Origin of the sequence: Leclercia sp. TB492, from assembly GCF_049974505.2 — a bacterium.
GTDB classification, from domain to species: domain Bacteria; phylum Pseudomonadota; class Gammaproteobacteria; order Enterobacterales; family Enterobacteriaceae; genus Enterobacter; species Enterobacter adecarboxylatus_C.
In genome coordinates, this window is the sequence record NZ_CM127572.1 from 1,232,071 (window position 1) to 1,248,581 (window position 16,511).

Annotated in this window: 17 protein-coding genes; 9 read left to right on the forward strand and 8 right to left on the reverse strand. The window is 56.7% G+C overall.

Translation table 11 applies throughout. The annotated features are described in order from the left end of the window. The first annotated feature begins 23 nt into the window (after positions 1-23). The 7 genes from ACP4QI_RS05680 (at position 24) to cspE (ending at position 7,510) form a co-directional block, all read left to right on the forward strand. Positions 24-425 (forward strand): hypothetical protein, encoded by a 402-nt coding sequence (locus ACP4QI_RS05680; protein ID WP_285128337.1) that lies wholly within the window; start codon positions 24-26, stop codon positions 423-425. Positions 426-480: 55 nt separating this feature from the next. Further along, complete coding sequence (locus ACP4QI_RS05685; protein ID WP_426495080.1) at positions 481-795, forward strand: copper-binding protein; 315 nt, start codon at positions 481-483, stop codon at positions 793-795. An 11-nt stretch (positions 796-806) separates the two neighbouring features. After that, on the forward strand, positions 807-2,063 hold the full coding sequence (locus tag ACP4QI_RS05690) for a TolC family protein (protein WP_426495079.1): 1,257 nt from the start codon (positions 807-809) through the stop codon (positions 2,061-2,063). Beyond that, positions 2,060-3,259, forward strand: coding sequence for an efflux RND transporter periplasmic adaptor subunit (locus ACP4QI_RS05695; protein ID WP_426495078.1), 1,200 nt, complete (start codon positions 2,060-2,062; stop codon positions 3,257-3,259). Before ACP4QI_RS05690 ends, ACP4QI_RS05695 begins: the two co-directional genes overlap by 4 nt. Continuing rightward, positions 3,256-6,372, forward strand: coding sequence for an efflux RND transporter permease subunit (locus ACP4QI_RS05700; RefSeq protein WP_426495077.1), 3,117 nt, complete (start codon positions 3,256-3,258; stop codon positions 6,370-6,372). Before ACP4QI_RS05695 ends, ACP4QI_RS05700 begins: the two co-directional genes overlap by 4 nt. Positions 6,373-6,606: 234 nt before the next feature. Continuing rightward, positions 6,607-7,110: a lipid IV(A) palmitoyltransferase PagP gene (pagP, locus tag ACP4QI_RS05705; RefSeq protein ID WP_231600433.1), complete on the forward strand. Its 504-nt coding sequence runs from the start codon at positions 6,607-6,609 to the stop codon at positions 7,108-7,110. A gap of 190 nt (positions 7,111-7,300) precedes the next feature. Then, positions 7,301-7,510, forward strand: a complete 210-nt coding sequence (cspE, locus tag ACP4QI_RS05710) for a transcription antiterminator/RNA stability regulator CspE (protein ID WP_002439184.1) — start codon at positions 7,301-7,303, stop codon at positions 7,508-7,510. Between the two features lie 220 nt (positions 7,511-7,730). Here the strand turns inward: cspE and crcB are convergent, their stop codons facing one another. Further along, on the reverse strand, positions 7,731-8,114 hold the full coding sequence (gene crcB / locus ACP4QI_RS05715) for a fluoride efflux transporter CrcB (RefSeq protein WP_039031372.1): 384 nt from the start codon (positions 8,112-8,114) through the stop codon (positions 7,731-7,733). A gap of 66 nt (positions 8,115-8,180) precedes the next feature. On the opposite strand from crcB, the gene ACP4QI_RS05720 reads away from it, so the two are divergent. Both ACP4QI_RS05720 and tatE read left to right on the forward strand, forming a co-directional pair. Beyond that, positions 8,181-8,969 carry a deaminated glutathione amidase gene (locus ACP4QI_RS05720; RefSeq protein ID WP_426495076.1) on the forward strand — a complete coding sequence of 263 codons (789 nt, stop codon included), beginning with the start codon at positions 8,181-8,183 and terminating at the stop codon, positions 8,967-8,969. A 126-nt stretch (positions 8,970-9,095) separates the two neighbouring features. Next, positions 9,096-9,296, forward strand: a complete 201-nt coding sequence (tatE, locus tag ACP4QI_RS05725) for a twin-arginine translocase subunit TatE (protein ID WP_142488664.1) — start codon at positions 9,096-9,098, stop codon at positions 9,294-9,296. Positions 9,297-9,381: 85 nt separating this feature from the next. Here the strand turns inward: tatE and lipA are convergent, their stop codons facing one another. The 7 genes from lipA to mrdB form a co-directional block, all read right to left on the reverse strand. Next, a complete protein-coding gene (lipA, locus tag ACP4QI_RS05730; protein ID WP_156263194.1) occupies positions 9,382-10,347 on the reverse strand; it encodes a lipoyl synthase in 966 nt (321 codons plus the stop codon). A 207-nt stretch (positions 10,348-10,554) separates the two neighbouring features. Further along, positions 10,555-11,508, reverse strand: a complete 954-nt coding sequence (locus ACP4QI_RS05735; RefSeq protein ID WP_156263195.1) for a YbeF family transcriptional regulator — start codon at positions 11,506-11,508, stop codon at positions 10,555-10,557. 302 nt (positions 11,509-11,810) lie between these two features. Next, complete coding sequence (gene lipB, locus ACP4QI_RS05740; RefSeq protein WP_426495075.1) at positions 11,811-12,452, reverse strand: lipoyl(octanoyl) transferase LipB; 642 nt, start codon at positions 12,450-12,452, stop codon at positions 11,811-11,813. Between the two features lie 92 nt (positions 12,453-12,544). After that, a complete protein-coding gene (gene ybeD / locus ACP4QI_RS05745; protein ID WP_003022706.1) occupies positions 12,545-12,808 on the reverse strand; it encodes a DUF493 family protein YbeD in 264 nt (87 codons plus the stop codon). A gap of 107 nt (positions 12,809-12,915) precedes the next feature. Continuing rightward, positions 12,916-14,127, reverse strand: coding sequence for a D-alanyl-D-alanine carboxypeptidase DacA (dacA, locus tag ACP4QI_RS05750; protein WP_142488668.1), 1,212 nt, complete (start codon positions 14,125-14,127; stop codon positions 12,916-12,918). A gap of 139 nt (positions 14,128-14,266) precedes the next feature. Further along, complete coding sequence (rlpA, locus tag ACP4QI_RS05755; RefSeq protein WP_426495074.1) at positions 14,267-15,388, reverse strand: endolytic peptidoglycan transglycosylase RlpA; 1,122 nt, start codon at positions 15,386-15,388, stop codon at positions 14,267-14,269. A gap of 10 nt (positions 15,389-15,398) precedes the next feature. Continuing rightward, a complete protein-coding gene (gene mrdB / locus ACP4QI_RS05760) occupies positions 15,399-16,511 on the reverse strand; it encodes a peptidoglycan glycosyltransferase MrdB (RefSeq protein WP_032617027.1) in 1,113 nt (370 codons plus the stop codon).

A 16,511-nucleotide genomic window follows, 5' to 3' on the forward strand; every position in this document is an offset into this window, starting at 1 on the left:
TTTTACAACCTCAAGACGCTGTTATGCCTGCCAGCTGGATCTTTCGACTGCGCTATCTGAAAAAACATCTGCTGATGCTGATGTTCGCTTTCGGCTGGCTGTTGATCCAGAGTCAGGTGGCGGTGGCCTCACACGACTGCACCATCAATGTGCAGGGCGAGACGGCCTCTATTCAGCATCTGGACATGATGGAGATGCCGCAGCATCACGCCGCGCCTGCGCCGTCGGGGCTGTGTGATAAGCACTGCGTGCCGGAGCAGGTGCAAAAAGACACGGGGCATTCACAGCTGGTGGCGCTGCCTGCGGCCATGACCGTGACCCTCAATGAACCGGACTGCGTCGCTGTGGCGTCGTCGTCCCGCGTCGTCACTCCGCCCGCCGTGGGGCCGCCGGCAACGATCCGTTTTTGCCGGTTTCGGGAATAAACAGACCTGTTAATTCGTTGATTTACTTTCAATTACGTTTAACAGGAGCTTTACCATGCGTGCTTTACTCTTTTCCGCGCTGCTTGGCGCGTGCATTACCCTTTCTTCATTTTCCGTTCAGGCGACGGAGAGTCCCTCCCCAGTGACCCCGCAGTGGCAGGGACTGGGCGTTGTCCGGGCGATCGACGCGAAGACGTTGGTTATCCAGCATGACGCAATCCCGGCCCTGAAGTGGCCCGCGATGACCATGCCGTTTGCCTTTTCAGCCGATGTTGACCTCAGCGCCGTGAAACCGGGCGAGCCGGTGACATTTACGCTGGTGCGGGCCGGTGACGGCTTTCAGATAATCTCGCTCACGCCGCTGCGCTAAGCGAGGATCCCATGAAAACAGCAACACTGAGCACCTGGCTCGGTGGGGTGATGCTCGGGCTCATCAGTGCGGCCGGGCAGGCCGCACCCTGGACGCTCGATCAAACCCTGGCCGAAGCCCAACGCTACTCTGCGGCCCTGTCCGCCAGCCGTAATGAGGCCCGGGCGCTGGATGCGATGGCGGATTCCGCTACCCAGCTACCCGATCCGAAACTGAAGTTCGGCATTGAAAACGTGCCGGTGCAGGGCAGCAACGATCGCCGCTTCACCCGGGAAGGGATGACCATGCAGCGGGTCGGTATCATGCAGAGCTACGTCAGCCATGAAAAGCGGGAGCGAAAGGCGCAAACCCTGCAGGCTCAGGCCCGGGGCGTGCTGGCGAAAGCGGACGCGGTGCGCGCCGCCCTCCAGCGGGATACCGCCCAGGCCTGGCTGGAGCTGGCCCTGGCGCAGCAGGGGCTGAACATGGCAGATCGGCTGGTCGATGAGACGGCGCGGCAGATGAACGTGCAGAAGGCCAGCGTCGGGGCCGGGAGCGCCAGCCCCGACAGCGTGCTGGCCCTGCGCATGACCCTCAGCGCCATGCGCGACAAAGCCACCCTGGCAGGACGTGACGTTCAGCTGGCGCAAAGCCGGCTGCTGCAGCTCATCGGCCAGCAGGTCGAGGACGTGCAGGGGCCGCTGCCGCGCTATCAGCGTCTGCCTGCCGACGTTATCCAGCTCGAAGAGGCCATCGCCCATCACCCGGAAGTGGAGGCCGCACAGCGAGAGGCCGAAACTGCCAAAGCCCGCTCGGCGCAGTCGGCGGTAGCGGCGATCCCGGATGTGGATGTCGAGGTGTTCTACGCCCATCGTGCCGAAGGCTATGACGATATGGCCGGGGTGATGTTCACGGTCGATCTGCCCCTGTTCCAGTCGCGACGCCAGGACAAGGACTACGCCGCGGAAGTCTCCCGCTCCCTGCAGGCGGTGGATGAACTGACGCTGATAAAGCGTGAGCACATCGCCCAGGTACAGTCGCTGGTAGCCCAGTACCAGGCCGCGCAGACGCTGTGGCAGCGCCAGCGCGAAGAGGTGCTGCCGTTACAGCATCAGCGCCTGGCGGTGCTGAATGCGCAATATCGTTCGGGTCAGTCAGCGCTGCCCGCCCTGCTCGAGGCTCGCCGCAGCGTGCTGGACAGCGAACTGGCAGCCAATCAGGCCGAGCGTGAGATGGCGCGCACCTGGGCTGCGATCCAATGGTTAATCCCCCAGGAGTTGGCACAATGAAAATCACATTCCGGGTCGCCGTGCCTCTGGCATTGCTGCTGGCTGCTGGCGGCTATTACGCCGGGCAGCGTCACGCTTCACACGAGGTAGCGTCGGCGCCTGCCGAACGCAAGGTGCTCTACTGGTACGATCCCATGGTGCCGGGCCAGCGTTTTGATAAGCCGGGGCGTTCGCCGTTTATGGATATGGAGCTCGTGCCGCGCTATGCCGATGAGGAGGATGCGCCAGCAGGCGTGGGGATCAGCGCCGCCCAACAGCAAAATCTGGGCATGAAGACCGCTCGCGTAGCGCGGCGTCAGCTGGCCCAACCCTTCTCCGCCTTTGCGACCATCGCCGCTGATGAACGCAGCGTCACGGTGCTCTCTGCTCCTGCCGCAGGCGTGGTGACGAAGCTGTATGTCAGGGCGCCGCTCCAGCAGGTAAAAGCCGGTGAGGCGCTGGCGCAGCTGTGGATCCCCCAATGGACGCAGGCGCAGCAGGAGTATCTGGCCGTGCGCGCGCTGGGCGATGCGGCGTTAAGCGCTGCCGCCCGGGAGCGCCTGAAGCTGCAGTTTATGCCCGAGGAGGTGATCCGCGCGCTGGAGCGCAGCGGAAAACCGCAGACCTCGCTGCTCCTCAGGGCGCAGCAGGCCGGCTATGTGGCAAAACTGGACGTGCGCGAAGGTGCGCAGGTGGCGGCAATGACCGCGTTGTTCGAAATGGCGCGTCTCGATCCGGTCTGGCTGGTGGTGGATTATCCCCAGTCGCAGGCGCAGGCCCTGAGCGTCGGCAGCGAGATGGTGGCGACCTCTGAGAGCTTCCCCGGGATGCGTTTTCACGGGCGGGTCAGCGAGCTGCTGCCGCAGATGGATATCGCCACCCGCACCCTGAAGGCGCGAATACTGGTGGACAATCCGCAGCAGCAGCTGAAGCCGGGTATGTTCCTGACGGTCTCCCGGGCGCAGTCGGCGGCGGGGGAACCGGTGCTGGCCGTGCCGGAAGAGGCGGTTATCAATACCGGGAACAGTAAACGCCTGCTGCTTGCCAGCGGCAACGGCTATTTTCAGCCGGTGAACGTGGAGACCGGGCTGACCGCACAGGGATGGACCGAAATCCGCTCCGGCGTGCAGGAGGGGGACGAGGTCGTCACCTCCGGACAGTTCCTGATCGACTCCGAAGCCAGCCTGCGCAGCGTGCTGCCGGAGGTGACGCAATGATTGCGGCGGTAATTAAAGCCTCTCTGCGTAACCGGCTACTGGTGATCCTCGCGGCCCTGGTCATGGCGGGGTGGGGGATCTGGGCGGTGCAGCGGGCGCCGCTGGATGCGCTGCCGGATCTGTCGGACGTGCAGGTGATTGTCCGCGCCAGTTTTCCGGGCAAAGCGCCGCAGGTGATTGAAGATCAGGTGACCTGGCCCCTGACGACCTCGATGCTCTCCGTACCCGGCGCGAAAACGGTGCGCGGGTTCTCGATGTTTGGCGATGCGTATGTCTACGTGCTGTTTGAGGACGGAACCGATCTCTATTGGGCGCGATCGCGGGTGCTGGAGTATTTAAGCCAGGTCCAGTCGCAGCTGCCGGCCGGGGTGAACGTCGCCCTGGGCCCGGATGCGACCGGGGTGGGCTGGATCTACGAATATGCCCTGATCGACCGCAGCGGCAAACACAGCCTGGCCGATCTGCGTGCCATTCAGGACTGGACCCTGAAGTTTGAGCTCAAAAGCGTGGTGAATGTGTCGGAGGTGGCCAGCATCGGCGGCATGGTGCGTCAGTATCAGGTGGTTGCCGATCCGGAAAAAATGCGGGCCCTGAACATCACCCACGCGCAAATCGTCACGGCGTTGCAGGCGGCCAACAAAGAGAGCGGGGGAGCCCTGCTTGAGAAGGGCGAGGCGGAGTACATGGTGCGCACCACCGGCTATCTGCAAAGCCTGGAGGATTTTCGCCACGTGGTGATAGCCTCCCGTGACGGAGTGCCGGTTCTGCTGGGAGATGTGGCGAGCGTCGGTTATGGCCCCGAGATCCGCCGGGGCGTGGCCGAGCTGAATGGCGAAGGAGAAGTGGCGGGTGGCGTGGTGGTGATGCGCTACGGCCAGAACGCGCTGGAGACGCTGCATGCGGTCAAAGCGAAGCTGGCTGAGCTGCAAAAAACGCTGCCCGCAGGGGTGGAGATCGTCCCGGTTTACGATCGCTCGACGCTCATTGAGGATGCCGTCGAAACGCTCACCCACAAGCTGCTCGAAGAGTTTGTGGTGGTGGTGCTGGTCTGCGCCCTGTTCCTGTTCCATTTCCGTTCGGCGCTGGTGGCAGTGGTCTCGCTGCCGCTGGGCATTCTGGGCGCGTTCGTGGTGATGCACTATCAGGGGATCAACGCCAACATTATGTCTCTCGGAGGGATCGCCATTGCCATTGGCGCGATGGTCGATGCGGCAATTGTGATGATCGAGAATATGCACAAGGTGCTTGAGCAGTGGCGTCACGACAACCCGGGTCAGGAGCCGACCTCAGCCGAATACTGGCGGCTGACGGAGCGCGCGGCTATCGACGTGGGCCCGGCGCTGTTTTGCAGTCTGCTGATCATCACCCTGTCATTTATACCAGTCTTTTCGCTGGAGGCGCAGGAAGGGCGGCTGTTCGCGCCGCTGGCGTTCACCAAGACATGGGCGATGGCGGTGGCGGCGGGGCTGGGGATCACGCTGGTGCCGGTGCTGATGGGGTATTTCATTCGCGGGCGCATCCCGGATGAGAAAGCAAACCCCATCAACCGGACGCTGATACGCCTGTATGAGCCGCTGCTGGACAGGGTGCTGCGCTTTCCGAAGATGGCGCTGGCGCTGGCGGCGCTCCTGCTGCTGGTCACGCTCTGGCCGCTGAGCCGGCTGGGCAGCGAGTTTATGCCGCCGCTCAACGAAGGGGATCTGCTGTATATGCCATCAACCCTGCCGGGGATCTCGGCCCGGGAAGCGGCCCGGCTGCTGCAACAGACGGACCGGCTGATTAAAAGCGTGCCGGAAGTGGCGACGGTATTCGGCAAGGCCGGGCGGGGGGAGACGGCAACCGATCCGGCACCGCTAACCATGCTGGAGACGACCATTCACTTTAAGCCGCGCGACCAGTGGCGACCGGGCATGACGCCGGAGAAGCTGGTTGAAGAGCTGGATCGCACCGTTCAGCTGCCGGGCATTGCCAACGTCTGGGTGCCGCCGATCCGCAACCGGCTCGACATGCTGGCGACCGGGATCAAAAGCCCGGTAGGGATCAAGGTCAACGGCAATAATCTTGCAGATATTGAACGTGTTGCGCAGCAGATTGAGCAGGTGGTGAAGCAGGTGCCGGGCGTGACCTCGGCGCTGGCGGAGCGGCTGGCGGGCGGGCGTTACGTTGATATCCGTATCGATCGCCAGAAGGCAGCGCGCTATGGCGTCTCGGTGGAGGAATTGCAGGGTATGGTCGCCACGCTGGTGGGGGGCGATAAGGTGGGTGAGGTGATCCTTGGCCGTGAACGTTATCCCATCAATCTGCGCTATCCCCGCGACAGCCGGGATTCTGTCGATAAGCTGCGGGCATTGCCGGTGGTGACGGCCAACGGCAACCAGATTGCGCTGGGCGACCTGGCGGAGATCCTGATAACCGAGGGGCCACCGATGCTGAAAAGTGAAAATGCCCGACTCTCGAACTGGATCTACGTGGATCTGCGCGGGCGCGATCTTAAATCGGCAGTGGAAGAGATGCAGCAGCGGGTAAACCAGGAGGTTATATTGCCGCAGGGGGTCTCGCTCGCCTGGTCCGGGCAGTTTGAATATCTCGAGCGGGCCACCGCGAAGCTAAAAATAGTGCTGCCGGTCACCCTGGGGATTATATTTATCCTGCTCTGGCTGACCTTTAAGCGTATATCAGATGTCCTTATCATCATGGGAACATTACCTTTTTCTCTTATCGGTGGCGTCTGGTTATTATGGCTTCTGGAATATAACCTGTCGGTGGCAGGCGCTGTCGGTTTTATTGCTCTGGCAGGCGTGTCGGCAGAGTTTGGCGTTATTATGGTGCTCTATCTTAATCAGGCGTTAAATAAATATCGGACGCGCGATGATGATGAGGAAAATACATTATTAATTCAGGCTATTCACGAAGGCGCCGTTTTGCGCGTGCGCCCCAAGGTGATGACCGTTGCTACCATCATGGCCGGTCTGCTGCCGGTGATGTGGGGTGGAGGCAGTGGGGCAGAGGTGATGCAGCGCATTGCTGCGCCGATGATAGGCGGCATGGTGAGCGCGCCGCTGTTATCAATGTTGATTATTCCTGCGCTGTATAAGTTATTGCATCAACGTTAATTTTTCTAAATGGCGTCTTAACTATTTTAAGGCGCTCTCTTTTTCCTGGGAGTATTCTGATTAAATTAAGTAAACAATTAAGATAATGACCAATGCCGTCTGGATCCCATTCAACTATTCTATGCGAGAACACGCAGCGAATATGAAAATGGTAATAAGATCGTGACAGTTGTTAATAAGTCTTTCCTTGTTTTTTCTTTTATTTTTGCTCAGTTGACTTTTTCAACTGTGGCAATGGCTAAAGACGTTCCTCCTCTCAGAGCCTGGGTCAAAACTATCCACAACGATATGATTGAAACCTGGGAAGAACCTCAACATTACGATCTCTACGTGCCAGCGATTACCTGGCATGCCCGCTTCGCGTACGACAAGGAGAAGACCGATCGCTACAATGAGCGGCCGTGGGGCGCGGGCTTTGGTCAGTCACGCTGGGATGAAAAAGGCAACTGGCATGGTCTTTACGCGATGGCGTTTAAAGACTCTTACAATAAATGGGAGCCTATTGCGGGCTACGGCTGGGAGAAAACCTGGCGACCGCTGGCCGACGATAATTTCCATCTGGGCCTTGGCTTTACCGCCGCCGTCACGGCGCGCGATAACTGGAATTACATCCCTGTTCCGCTGGTCTTGCCGCTGGCCTCGGTAGGGTACGGCCCGGCCACTTTCCAGATGACCTATATCCCGGGCACCTATAACAACGGCAACGTCTACTTCGCCTGGATGCGCTTCCAGTTTTAACTGAAAAAACTTTACGTAGCGGTGATTTAATAGCCACTTGTTGAATCGTAAAGGATAAAAATTGGGGGGCAAAAATTAACGCGACTTTTGTCACTTTTCTTCAAAAAGGCGCTGGACAAAACCGCTCACAATTGTTGTACTGATACCCGACACAGCATTTGTGTCCAATTTTCATGTAAAGGTAATTTTGATGTCTAAGATTAAAGGTAACGTTAAGTGGTTTAATGAATCCAAAGGATTCGGTTTCATTACTCCGGAAGATGGCAGCAAAGACGTGTTCGTACACTTCTCTGCAATCCAGAGCAATGGTTTCAAAACCCTGGCTGAAGGTCAGCGCGTTGAGTTTGAAATCACTAACGGTGCCAAAGGCCCTTCTGCTGCTAACGTCATCGCTCTGTAATTCAGACGAGACCAGCAAGAATTTCAAAACCCGCTCCCTGAGCGGGTTTTTTTCGTTTTGGCTCAGCTGAACAAGTACAGTCTCAAAAAGCTGGCAAGAATCGCTACGCTCAGTACGAACATCCCCGCATTTGTTATTTTCTCTTTCATTGCGTCACCCTCAGTGTATGTGGTGACAGGTTGCCTGAGAAAAATTAAGCCAACATTAAGGCCCGCGTCTTTTAGTGAGCATTCACCGCAGAAATTAACCAAAATGCGAGCGCGGTCATCATTAGCGAACCCAGCAGATTGACCGCAATGTTCAGGAGCGCCCAGGCCGCACGTCCATCCTGCAACAGAAACACCACCTCTGCGGAGAACGTTGAAAAGGTAGTCAGCCCGCCGCAAAAGCCGGTGGTGATAAGGACTTTCCAGACAGGATCGATATGGGTCATTCGGTTGAACCACGCCAGACCCAGCCCAATGATAAAAGCGCCGAGAAGATTGGCCGTAAGGGTGCCAAACGGGATCTGCTGGTGCAGAGGGTTAAACCGCATGCTCAACAGCCAGCGCGCCACGCTTCCTGTGCCCCCACCGATAAAAACAGCTAAAAGAAGTTGAAACACGAACAATACCTGCTATCTGATGTGTAAGGACTCTGAGTGTAACGCCGTTTGAGGTAAGGAGAAAATATGCACGTTGCGGTTGGACAATTTGCAGTAACGGCAAACTGGCAAAAAAATGCCGAAACCTGCGTGTCGCTGATGGCGCAGGCAGCAGCGCAGGGGGCTTCGCTGCTGGTACTGCCTGAAGCGCTACTGGCCCGCGATGATAACGATCCCGACCTGTCCGTGAAGTCGGCCCAGCCGCTGGACGGCGGCTTTTTAACGATGCTGATGGCAGAGAGTGCCCGGAACCAGATGACAACGGTGCTGACCGTGCATGTCCCGTCAACCGCAGGAAGGGCGATAAACACCCTCGTCGCTCTGCGTGACGGCAGGATAGTTGAGCAGTACGCCAAGCTGCATCTTTATGATGCGTTCAGTATCCGGGAATCCCGGCTGGTCGATGCGGGAACGCGTGTGCCGCCGTTAATCGAAATCGACGGGATTTGTCTGGGGTTGATGACCTGCTACGATTTGCGCTTCCCGGAGATGGCGTTGAACCTGGCGCTGGCGGGGGCGGACGTGTTAGTCCTGCCAGCGGCGTGGGTCAGAGGGCCGCTCAAGGAGCACCACTGGGCAACGCTGCTGGCGGCCCGGGCGCTGGACACCACCTGCTATGTGGTGGCAGCAGGGGAGTGCGGTAACAAAAATATTGGTCAGAGCCGCATTATCGATCCCCTGGGCGTGACCATTGCGGCTGCAGCTGAGGGGCCGGCGCTGCTGTTAGCTGAGATTAGCCGGGAACGCGTTACCCTGGCGCGTCAGCAGCTGCCGGTCCTGCGCAACCGACGCTTCGCGCCTCCGCAATTATTATGACGTTTTTTAAACAACGCTTGATTCACCTTGTTACAGATTGCTATTGTGTGCGGGCGTCAAATGACCGTTAATAACGTCGGGTTTTTTAGGCGCGAAACGCAGCCTGTTTACGTCAAGAAGGTATCTATGGGTGAGATTAGTATTACCAAACTGCTGGTGGTAGCCGCACTGGTTGTCCTGCTGTTTGGTACCAAGAAATTACGTACGCTGGGCGGAGACCTGGGTGCTGCCATCAAAGGCTTTAAGAAGGCGATGAACGACGATGACGCCACGGCGAAGAAAGCCGATGCGGATATCGCCACTGAGAAACTCTCGCACAAAGAGTAACGGCCACGCCTCATGGCTTGCGATAGAAAAAAACCGGCTCAGGCCGGTTTTTTTATGGGTGAACTGTAAACTTTTGTGACGGGGTTTACTTCACTTCTTCGCCTTTCGCCTGCATATCGGCATGGTAGGACGAACGAACGAACGGACCGCAGGCAGCATGGGTGAAGCCCATTGCCATCGCTTCGGCTTTCATTTCATCAAACTCTTCCGGGCTCACGTAGCGCTGGACCGGCAGGTGGTGACGGCTTGGCTGCAGATACTGGCCCAGCGTCAGCATGGTGACGCCGTGGCGACGCAGGTCGCGCATCACTTCAACGATCTCTTCGTTGGTTTCACCCAGACCGACCATCAGACCGGATTTGGTTGGGATCTCCGGATGCGCTTCTTTAAAACGCTCCAGCAGTTTCAGCGACCAGTTGTAATCGGCACCCGGACGAACCTGACGATAGAGACGCGGCACGTTTTCCAGGTTGTGGTTAAACACGTCCGGCGGGGTGGCGTTGAGGATATCCAGCGCACGATCCATACGGCCACGGAAGTCAGGAACCAGCGTCTCAATTTTAATGGACGGGCTTTTTTCCCGAATGGCAGAGATACAGTCGGCAAAGTGCTGTGCACCGCCGTCGCGCAGATCGTCGCGGTCAACGGAGGTGATAACCACATAGCGCAGCGCCATGTCAGCAATGGTCTGTGCCAGTTTCTGTGGCTCATTAGCGTCAGGGGTAACAGGACGACCGTGGGCAACGTCACAGAACGGGCAGCGGCGGGTACAAATCGCGCCGAGGATCATGAAGGTCGCGGTGCCGTGGTTAAAACATTCAGCAAGGTTCGGGCAGGAAGCTTCTTCACAAACGGAGTGAAGGCCGTTTTTGCGCATCGCTGCTTTGATTCCCTGAATACGCGAAGAGTCCGCCGGAAGTTTAATCTTCATCCAGGCCGGTTTTCTTAACAGCGCTTCGCGCTCCGTAGCCACGTTTTTAACCGGGATTAGGGCCATTTTATCGGCATCGCGGTATTTAACACCACGTTCCATCACAATGGGTTTACTCATAGCGTGCGTCTTCCAGTTGCGAAAATCGAAGGAAAGCGTTTCAATTCAAGGGAATGTTGTATTTATCAACTATTTTTGAACGAACGACAGGCAGTATATCATTGATACGGACGATAAAGCAGCCTGCCCGGTCGCCAAATTGTAAAATAGTTGTTGTTTAGTGCCTTTTGTGTGGAGCAGCACGGCTTTGCAGGGGATAACCCCTTTTCAGAAGGCCTGGCGGATAACGTTGATCAGGTTTTCCAGCACAGGGTCACGCAGGCTCAGCTTGTTGTAATACAGCGAGATTTCAACGCATTCTGCATTGAGTGGGGCGAAGGGGATCTGCTCCAGCGGCCAGCAGTGGCGTACCAGGTTAAACAGGCGCTCCGGGATGATACCAATCAGATCGCTGCTGCCGATCAGGGCGGCAATCGTAAAAAGATTGTAACTGCTGAAGTTGACCTGTTTTTCCGGGAAAATATCGTTAATGCGTTGCCGCAGGCCATTCAGGTTTTGTCCTTCCAGCATCAGCAACGTTTGCTCGTAGTGCTGCAGATTTTCAACCGTGGCGGCCTGGCTCAGGGCTGGATGGTGTTTTCGGCAGATCAACAGTAGCCTGTCAGCGAAGAGTACGTTGTGGCTCAGGGCGCGGGCATTAAGGGCGTTACTGTCGACAATCAGGTCGGTCTGGAACTGACCCAGCTGCGTCTCGGCGTCATTGACCGAAATATTACGCAGCATCAGGTGTGGCGCATGCGTCTTTACGGCCTGGTAAATCGGCGGCAGAACCAGCGCGCCCACGGTCGGGGTGGTACCAATAGTGATAGTGCGCTGCTTATCGTAGCTGCCGGTTAAATCCAACGCCCCGAGAATCGACTCCAGGCCCTGGCTGATGTATTCGTGCAGATGCGTGGCGTAGGCGGTTGGCGTCACGCCCTGGCCTTTGCGAATGAATAACGGGTCGGGGAAAATTGTCCGTAATTTTTGTATGGACTGGCTTATTGCCGAGGGAGTGAGATTAAGAATTTTCGCAGCATTAACGATCCCTTTGTGAACATACACCGCCTCAAAAATCGTCAATAAGTTGAGATCAATATTGCGTAAAGTCCGAAAAATTTGTGGTTTTGCTTCAATGCCTGGTTCACTCAAGCGCTTTTCTGAAGAATTATTATTATCCACGCTATTCCTCCCTTTTCATTCACAATATAAATAATAGTTGAATTTAAATAATGTGCTTATTGTTATGGATAAACTGCTTTCGAGGGTTAATCTTTTTAAGTAAAATCATTGGGTTGTCTAATATTTGCGCAGGCGTGATCCGTGCCAGTCGGTTGGCCATGCCGGAGCAGACAATAGATAAATGCTTATACGCAGGCGCGTTACGGTCTTTTTGAAAATATAGAAACCAGGCATTGATGTAAAGCGTAAAAGCCTTCAAATAAGAATGGCCCATCAAATAATGAGCCAACGGGAGGCAGTAATTAAGCAGGAATATATTTATGGGGTGGATTGTTTAGCAGGGCTAAAAAAGCATTAACCAAATGAGGGCGTGCAATTTCCGGGGTAATGTTCTCTACCCACTGACGCATTTGCGCCATTTCCATCCCGGCATAACCGCAAGGATTGATGCGCTGGAAAGGCGAAAGATCCATATTGATATTTAAAGCAAGACCGTGAAAAGAGCACCCTTTGCGAATACGCAGACCGAGAGAGCATATTTTCATTTCGCCAACATAGACGCCGGGCGCATCCGCGCGCGGGTGCGCATCAATATCAAATTCGGCCAGCGTATTGACTACCGTCTGTTCAAGCAGCGTTACCAGCTCGCGTACGCCGAGCTTCCTGCGCTTCAGGTTGAGCAGGACATACATCACCTGTTGGCCCGGGCCGTGGTAGGTGATTTGCCCGCCACGATCGCTCTGGATCACCGGGATATCGCCAGGCATCAGCAGATGCTCTGCTTTTCCGGCCTGGCCCTGGGTAAACACCGGGGGATGCTCTACCAGCCAGATCTCATCCAGCGTGTTCTCGTCGCGCGTGTCGGTGAATTCATGCATAGCCTTGGAGACAGGTTCATAGGGCTGGAGCCCAAGCTGACGGACGAGAATAGTATCCTGATACAAAACGATATCTCCGAACGAAGGGACAAACTGTAGCGGGGAGTATATCACAGAGGGGAAACAGGTTACCCGGCCATGCGGGTAACCGAAAGGCGTTACAGCACCATACGTACGATATCGATATTACCAAGCTCTTCGTACAGCGTCTCGACTTGTTCAATATGCGTCGCCGTGATGGTGATAGACACGGAGTGGTAGTTGCCTTTGCTGCTTGGTTTCACCGTCGGAGAGTAGTCGCCTGGCGCGTGGCGCTGTACCACTTCAACCACCTGATCAACCAGCTCAGGCAACGCCTGCCCCATTACTTTGTAAGTAAAAGGAGTAGGGAATTCAAGCAGTTCGTTAAGTTTGGTTTTCATGTGAGCTCCGGCAGTACGTCAAAAAAAGAATAACTCCCACGTTGGGTGGGAGTTATCAGGTTACATAGTATATGGGGACGGAAATCACACTTTCAAGTGTTCAATTCTTAACCAAACCAGTGATGGAACATCAATTTAATGTAATCAATGATTTTGCCGAAGAAATTGCCTTCCGGGATTTCATCCAGCACCACCAGTGGGCGCTGATCGATAGTTTTGCCATCAAGCTGGAAGTTGATGGTGCCCACGACCTGGTTTTTCTGCAGCGGGGCGTGCAGCTCGCTGGCGTTCAGCACATAGCTGGCCTTCAGATCTTTCATGCGGCCGCGTGGGATAGTCAGGTAGAGATCTTTATCGACACCCAGGGAGGCGCGATCGTTATCCCCAAACCATACCGGCTCAGAGGCGAACTCTTTACCCGCTTTCAGTGGGTTCACAGTTTCGAAGAAGCGGAAGCCCCAGGTCAGCAGCTTCTTGCTCTCGGTTTCACGCCCTTTGAAGGTACGACCGCCCATAACCGCTGAGATCAGGCGCATCTGACCTTCGGTGGCAGAGGCTACCAGGTTGTAACCGGCTTTATCGGTGTGACCCGTTTTGATGCCGTCAACGTTCAGGCTGTTATCCCACAGCAGGCCGTTGCGGTTGGTCTGACGAATACCGTTAAAGGTAAACTCTTTCTCTTTATAGATGGTGTATTCGTTTGGCACGTCACGGATCAGCGCCTGGCCAATCAGGGCCATATCGCGTGCAGAGCTGTACTGACCATCAGCATCCAGGCCGTGAACGGTCTGGAAGTGGCTGTTTTTCAGGCCCAGCGCGGAAACGTAGCTGTTCATCAGGCCGACAAAGGCATCCTGGCTGCCCGCAGCAAAATCAGCCATCGCCACGCAGGCGTCGTTACCGGACTGCAGGTTAATACCACGGATCAGCTGGGATACGGGAACCTGCATGCCTGGTTTCAGGAACATCAACGATGAGCCCTTAAACACCGGGTTGCCGGTAGCCCATGCATCGTTACCGATGGTCACCAGGTCGGTTTCTTTGAATTTACCTGCTTTCATGGCCTGACCGATGACGTAGCTGGTCATCATTTTGGTCAGGCTGGCCGGGTCGCGTCGTGCATCAGCGTTCTGTTCAGCCAATACTTTGCCGGAGTTGTAGTCGATCAGGATGTAGGATTCCGCGTCGATCTGCGGAACGCCCGGGATCATGGTCTTGATATTCAGGTCATCGGCGTGAGCCACGGAGAGCGTGGCTGCGCAAAGCGCCGTAGTGAGCGCCATGCGCTGCATAAAACGAGCGGAGAAAGTGGTCTTCATGGTCAGAACAACGACATCCGTGATGGAATTAAAAAAAGTGCCTTACTATAGCAAATGCTATACAGGCAGGCATCCGACTTTCAGCATGAGAGTGTGAATCAACATGACAAATACTGACAATTCGGATACCGCTGATTAATCATTTCGCAACAGCGATAAACGACTGTAACTGCGCCTCATTCTGCAGACGCTGCTGCAGCGCTGCTGCTTCAGATTTGCTGGCAAACGGACCTAGCTGAATACGCCATACCGCGCCATTTTGCTCAACGCGGCCCGGCACGCCGAACTGTTGACCGAGGCGTTGCTGATACTGCTGGGCACGAGCCCGATCGCTGACCGCGCCAACCTGCACGACGTAGCCGCCGGCCTGGGCTGGTGCAGAAACGGGCGCCGTCACCGGTGCCTGAGTTGGGGCCGGAACAGGGGCTGTGACCGGCGCCGTCTGGTTCACTGGCGCAGTGACAACCGGCTGAGGCGCAGGCGGTTCGCTGCCTTCCAGCACCCCAGAGGCGAGCGTGGTCGGCGCGCCAAGGAAGCCGCTACTGCTGACCGGCGCGCCCATGCTGTCTTCGCTTTTCAGCGTGTCGTTACTGATGGGACGCACGTCACCCTGCGGCGCAGGTTCGGAAACGGACGATGCACCACCCATACCGCTGCTCAGATCGGGACGCGCGGGCAGGGCGTAAGTCTGTTTTGCCACGGTGGTACAGGCCATACCTGGACCCGAGAGCGAACCGTCCTGAGCAACAATAATCGGGTCGATGCGCACTTTGGTGTTATTGGAGGTATTCAGGCGGTCGGCCGCGGCGCGCGACAGCGAGATCGCGCGATCGTTGCCGTAAGGGCCACGATCGTTGATACGCACCACGATCATCCGGCCATTCGCCAGGTTGGTGATACGCGCATAGCTCGGGATCGGCAGAGTCGGGTGCGCAGCGGTGAGCTGCATCGGGTCGAACGCTTCGCCGCTGGCGGTCAGGTTGCTTCCCGGTTCGGCATCATAAATAGCCGCCAGGCCTGCCTGACTGAATCGGGAGAGATCCTGAACGATTTTGTAGCTTTTACCGTCGCGTTCGTAATCCTGATTAGCGGTGGCGCTCAGCGGTTCAAAACGCGGATCGGCTCCGCTGATTTCAACCACCGGACCATTACATACTGCCGGCTGCGCCGGTGCGACGGCAGCTTGCTGCTGACCGTCGTCACTTGTACAGGCTGCCAGTAAACTCACTGCGATGCAGATCCCAGACCACTGCTTACGCATTGCGTGCCCCTTATACGCTTTTTGACAACATTTTTCTGTGTGTGTGGATCGACATCACGATCCCGAACCCGGCCATCAGAACGATCAGGGCCGAGCCTCCGTAACTCACCAGCGGAAGCGGTACGCCTACCACCGGCAGAATACCGCTCACCATACCAATATTTACGAAAACATAAACGAATAAAATCAACATCAAGCCACCGGCCATCACCCGGCCAAAGGTGGTTTGCGCCCGGGCGGCTATCCACAATCCGCGCATGATTAACAGCAGGTACAGCGCAAGCAGGATCAATATCCCCACCAGCCCTAACTCTTCCGCCAGAACCGCGAAGATAAAGTCGGTGTGGCGTTCGGGCAGAAACTCAAGCTGCGACTGGGTGCCGTGCAGCCAGCCCTTGCCGCGCAGGCCGCCAGAGCCGATCGCAATCTTCGACTGTATAATATGATAGCCTGCTCCGAGCGGGTCGCTCTCCGGATCGAGCAACATCATCACGCGCTGGCGCTGATAATCGTGCATCAGGAAGAACCACAGGATCGGGATAAAGGCGGCAACCAGTACCACCGCAATGCCGATAAGCCGCCAGCTCAGCCCGGAGAGGAACAGAACAAACAGGCCGGAGAGGGCGATCAGAATTGAGGTGCCGAGATCCGGCTGCGCGGCGACAAGCAGCGTAGGCAGGAAGATCAGCACCAGCGCGATAGCGGTGTTTTTCAACGACGGTGGGCAAACGTCACGGTTTATGAAGCGAGCCACCATCAGGGGAACGGCGATTTTCGCAATCTCTGAGGGCTGAAAACGCACGATACCGAGGTCCAGCCAGCGCTGCGCGCCTTTTGAGATAGCGCCAAACGCATCCACCGCCACCAGCAGAATGATACAAAAAATATAGAGATAGGGCGCCCAGCCCTCGTAGACCCGTGGAGGGATCTGCGCCATCACTACCATCACCACCAGACCCATGGTGATCTGGCCGATTTTGCGTTCCGTCATGCCGAGATCCTGGCCGCTGGCGCTCCAGATGACCAGGGCACTATAGACCAGCAGCGCCAGCAGGATTAGCAGCATGGCCGGGTCGATGTGGATCTTGTCCCACAGCGATTTTTTATTCGGATTATCCGTCAC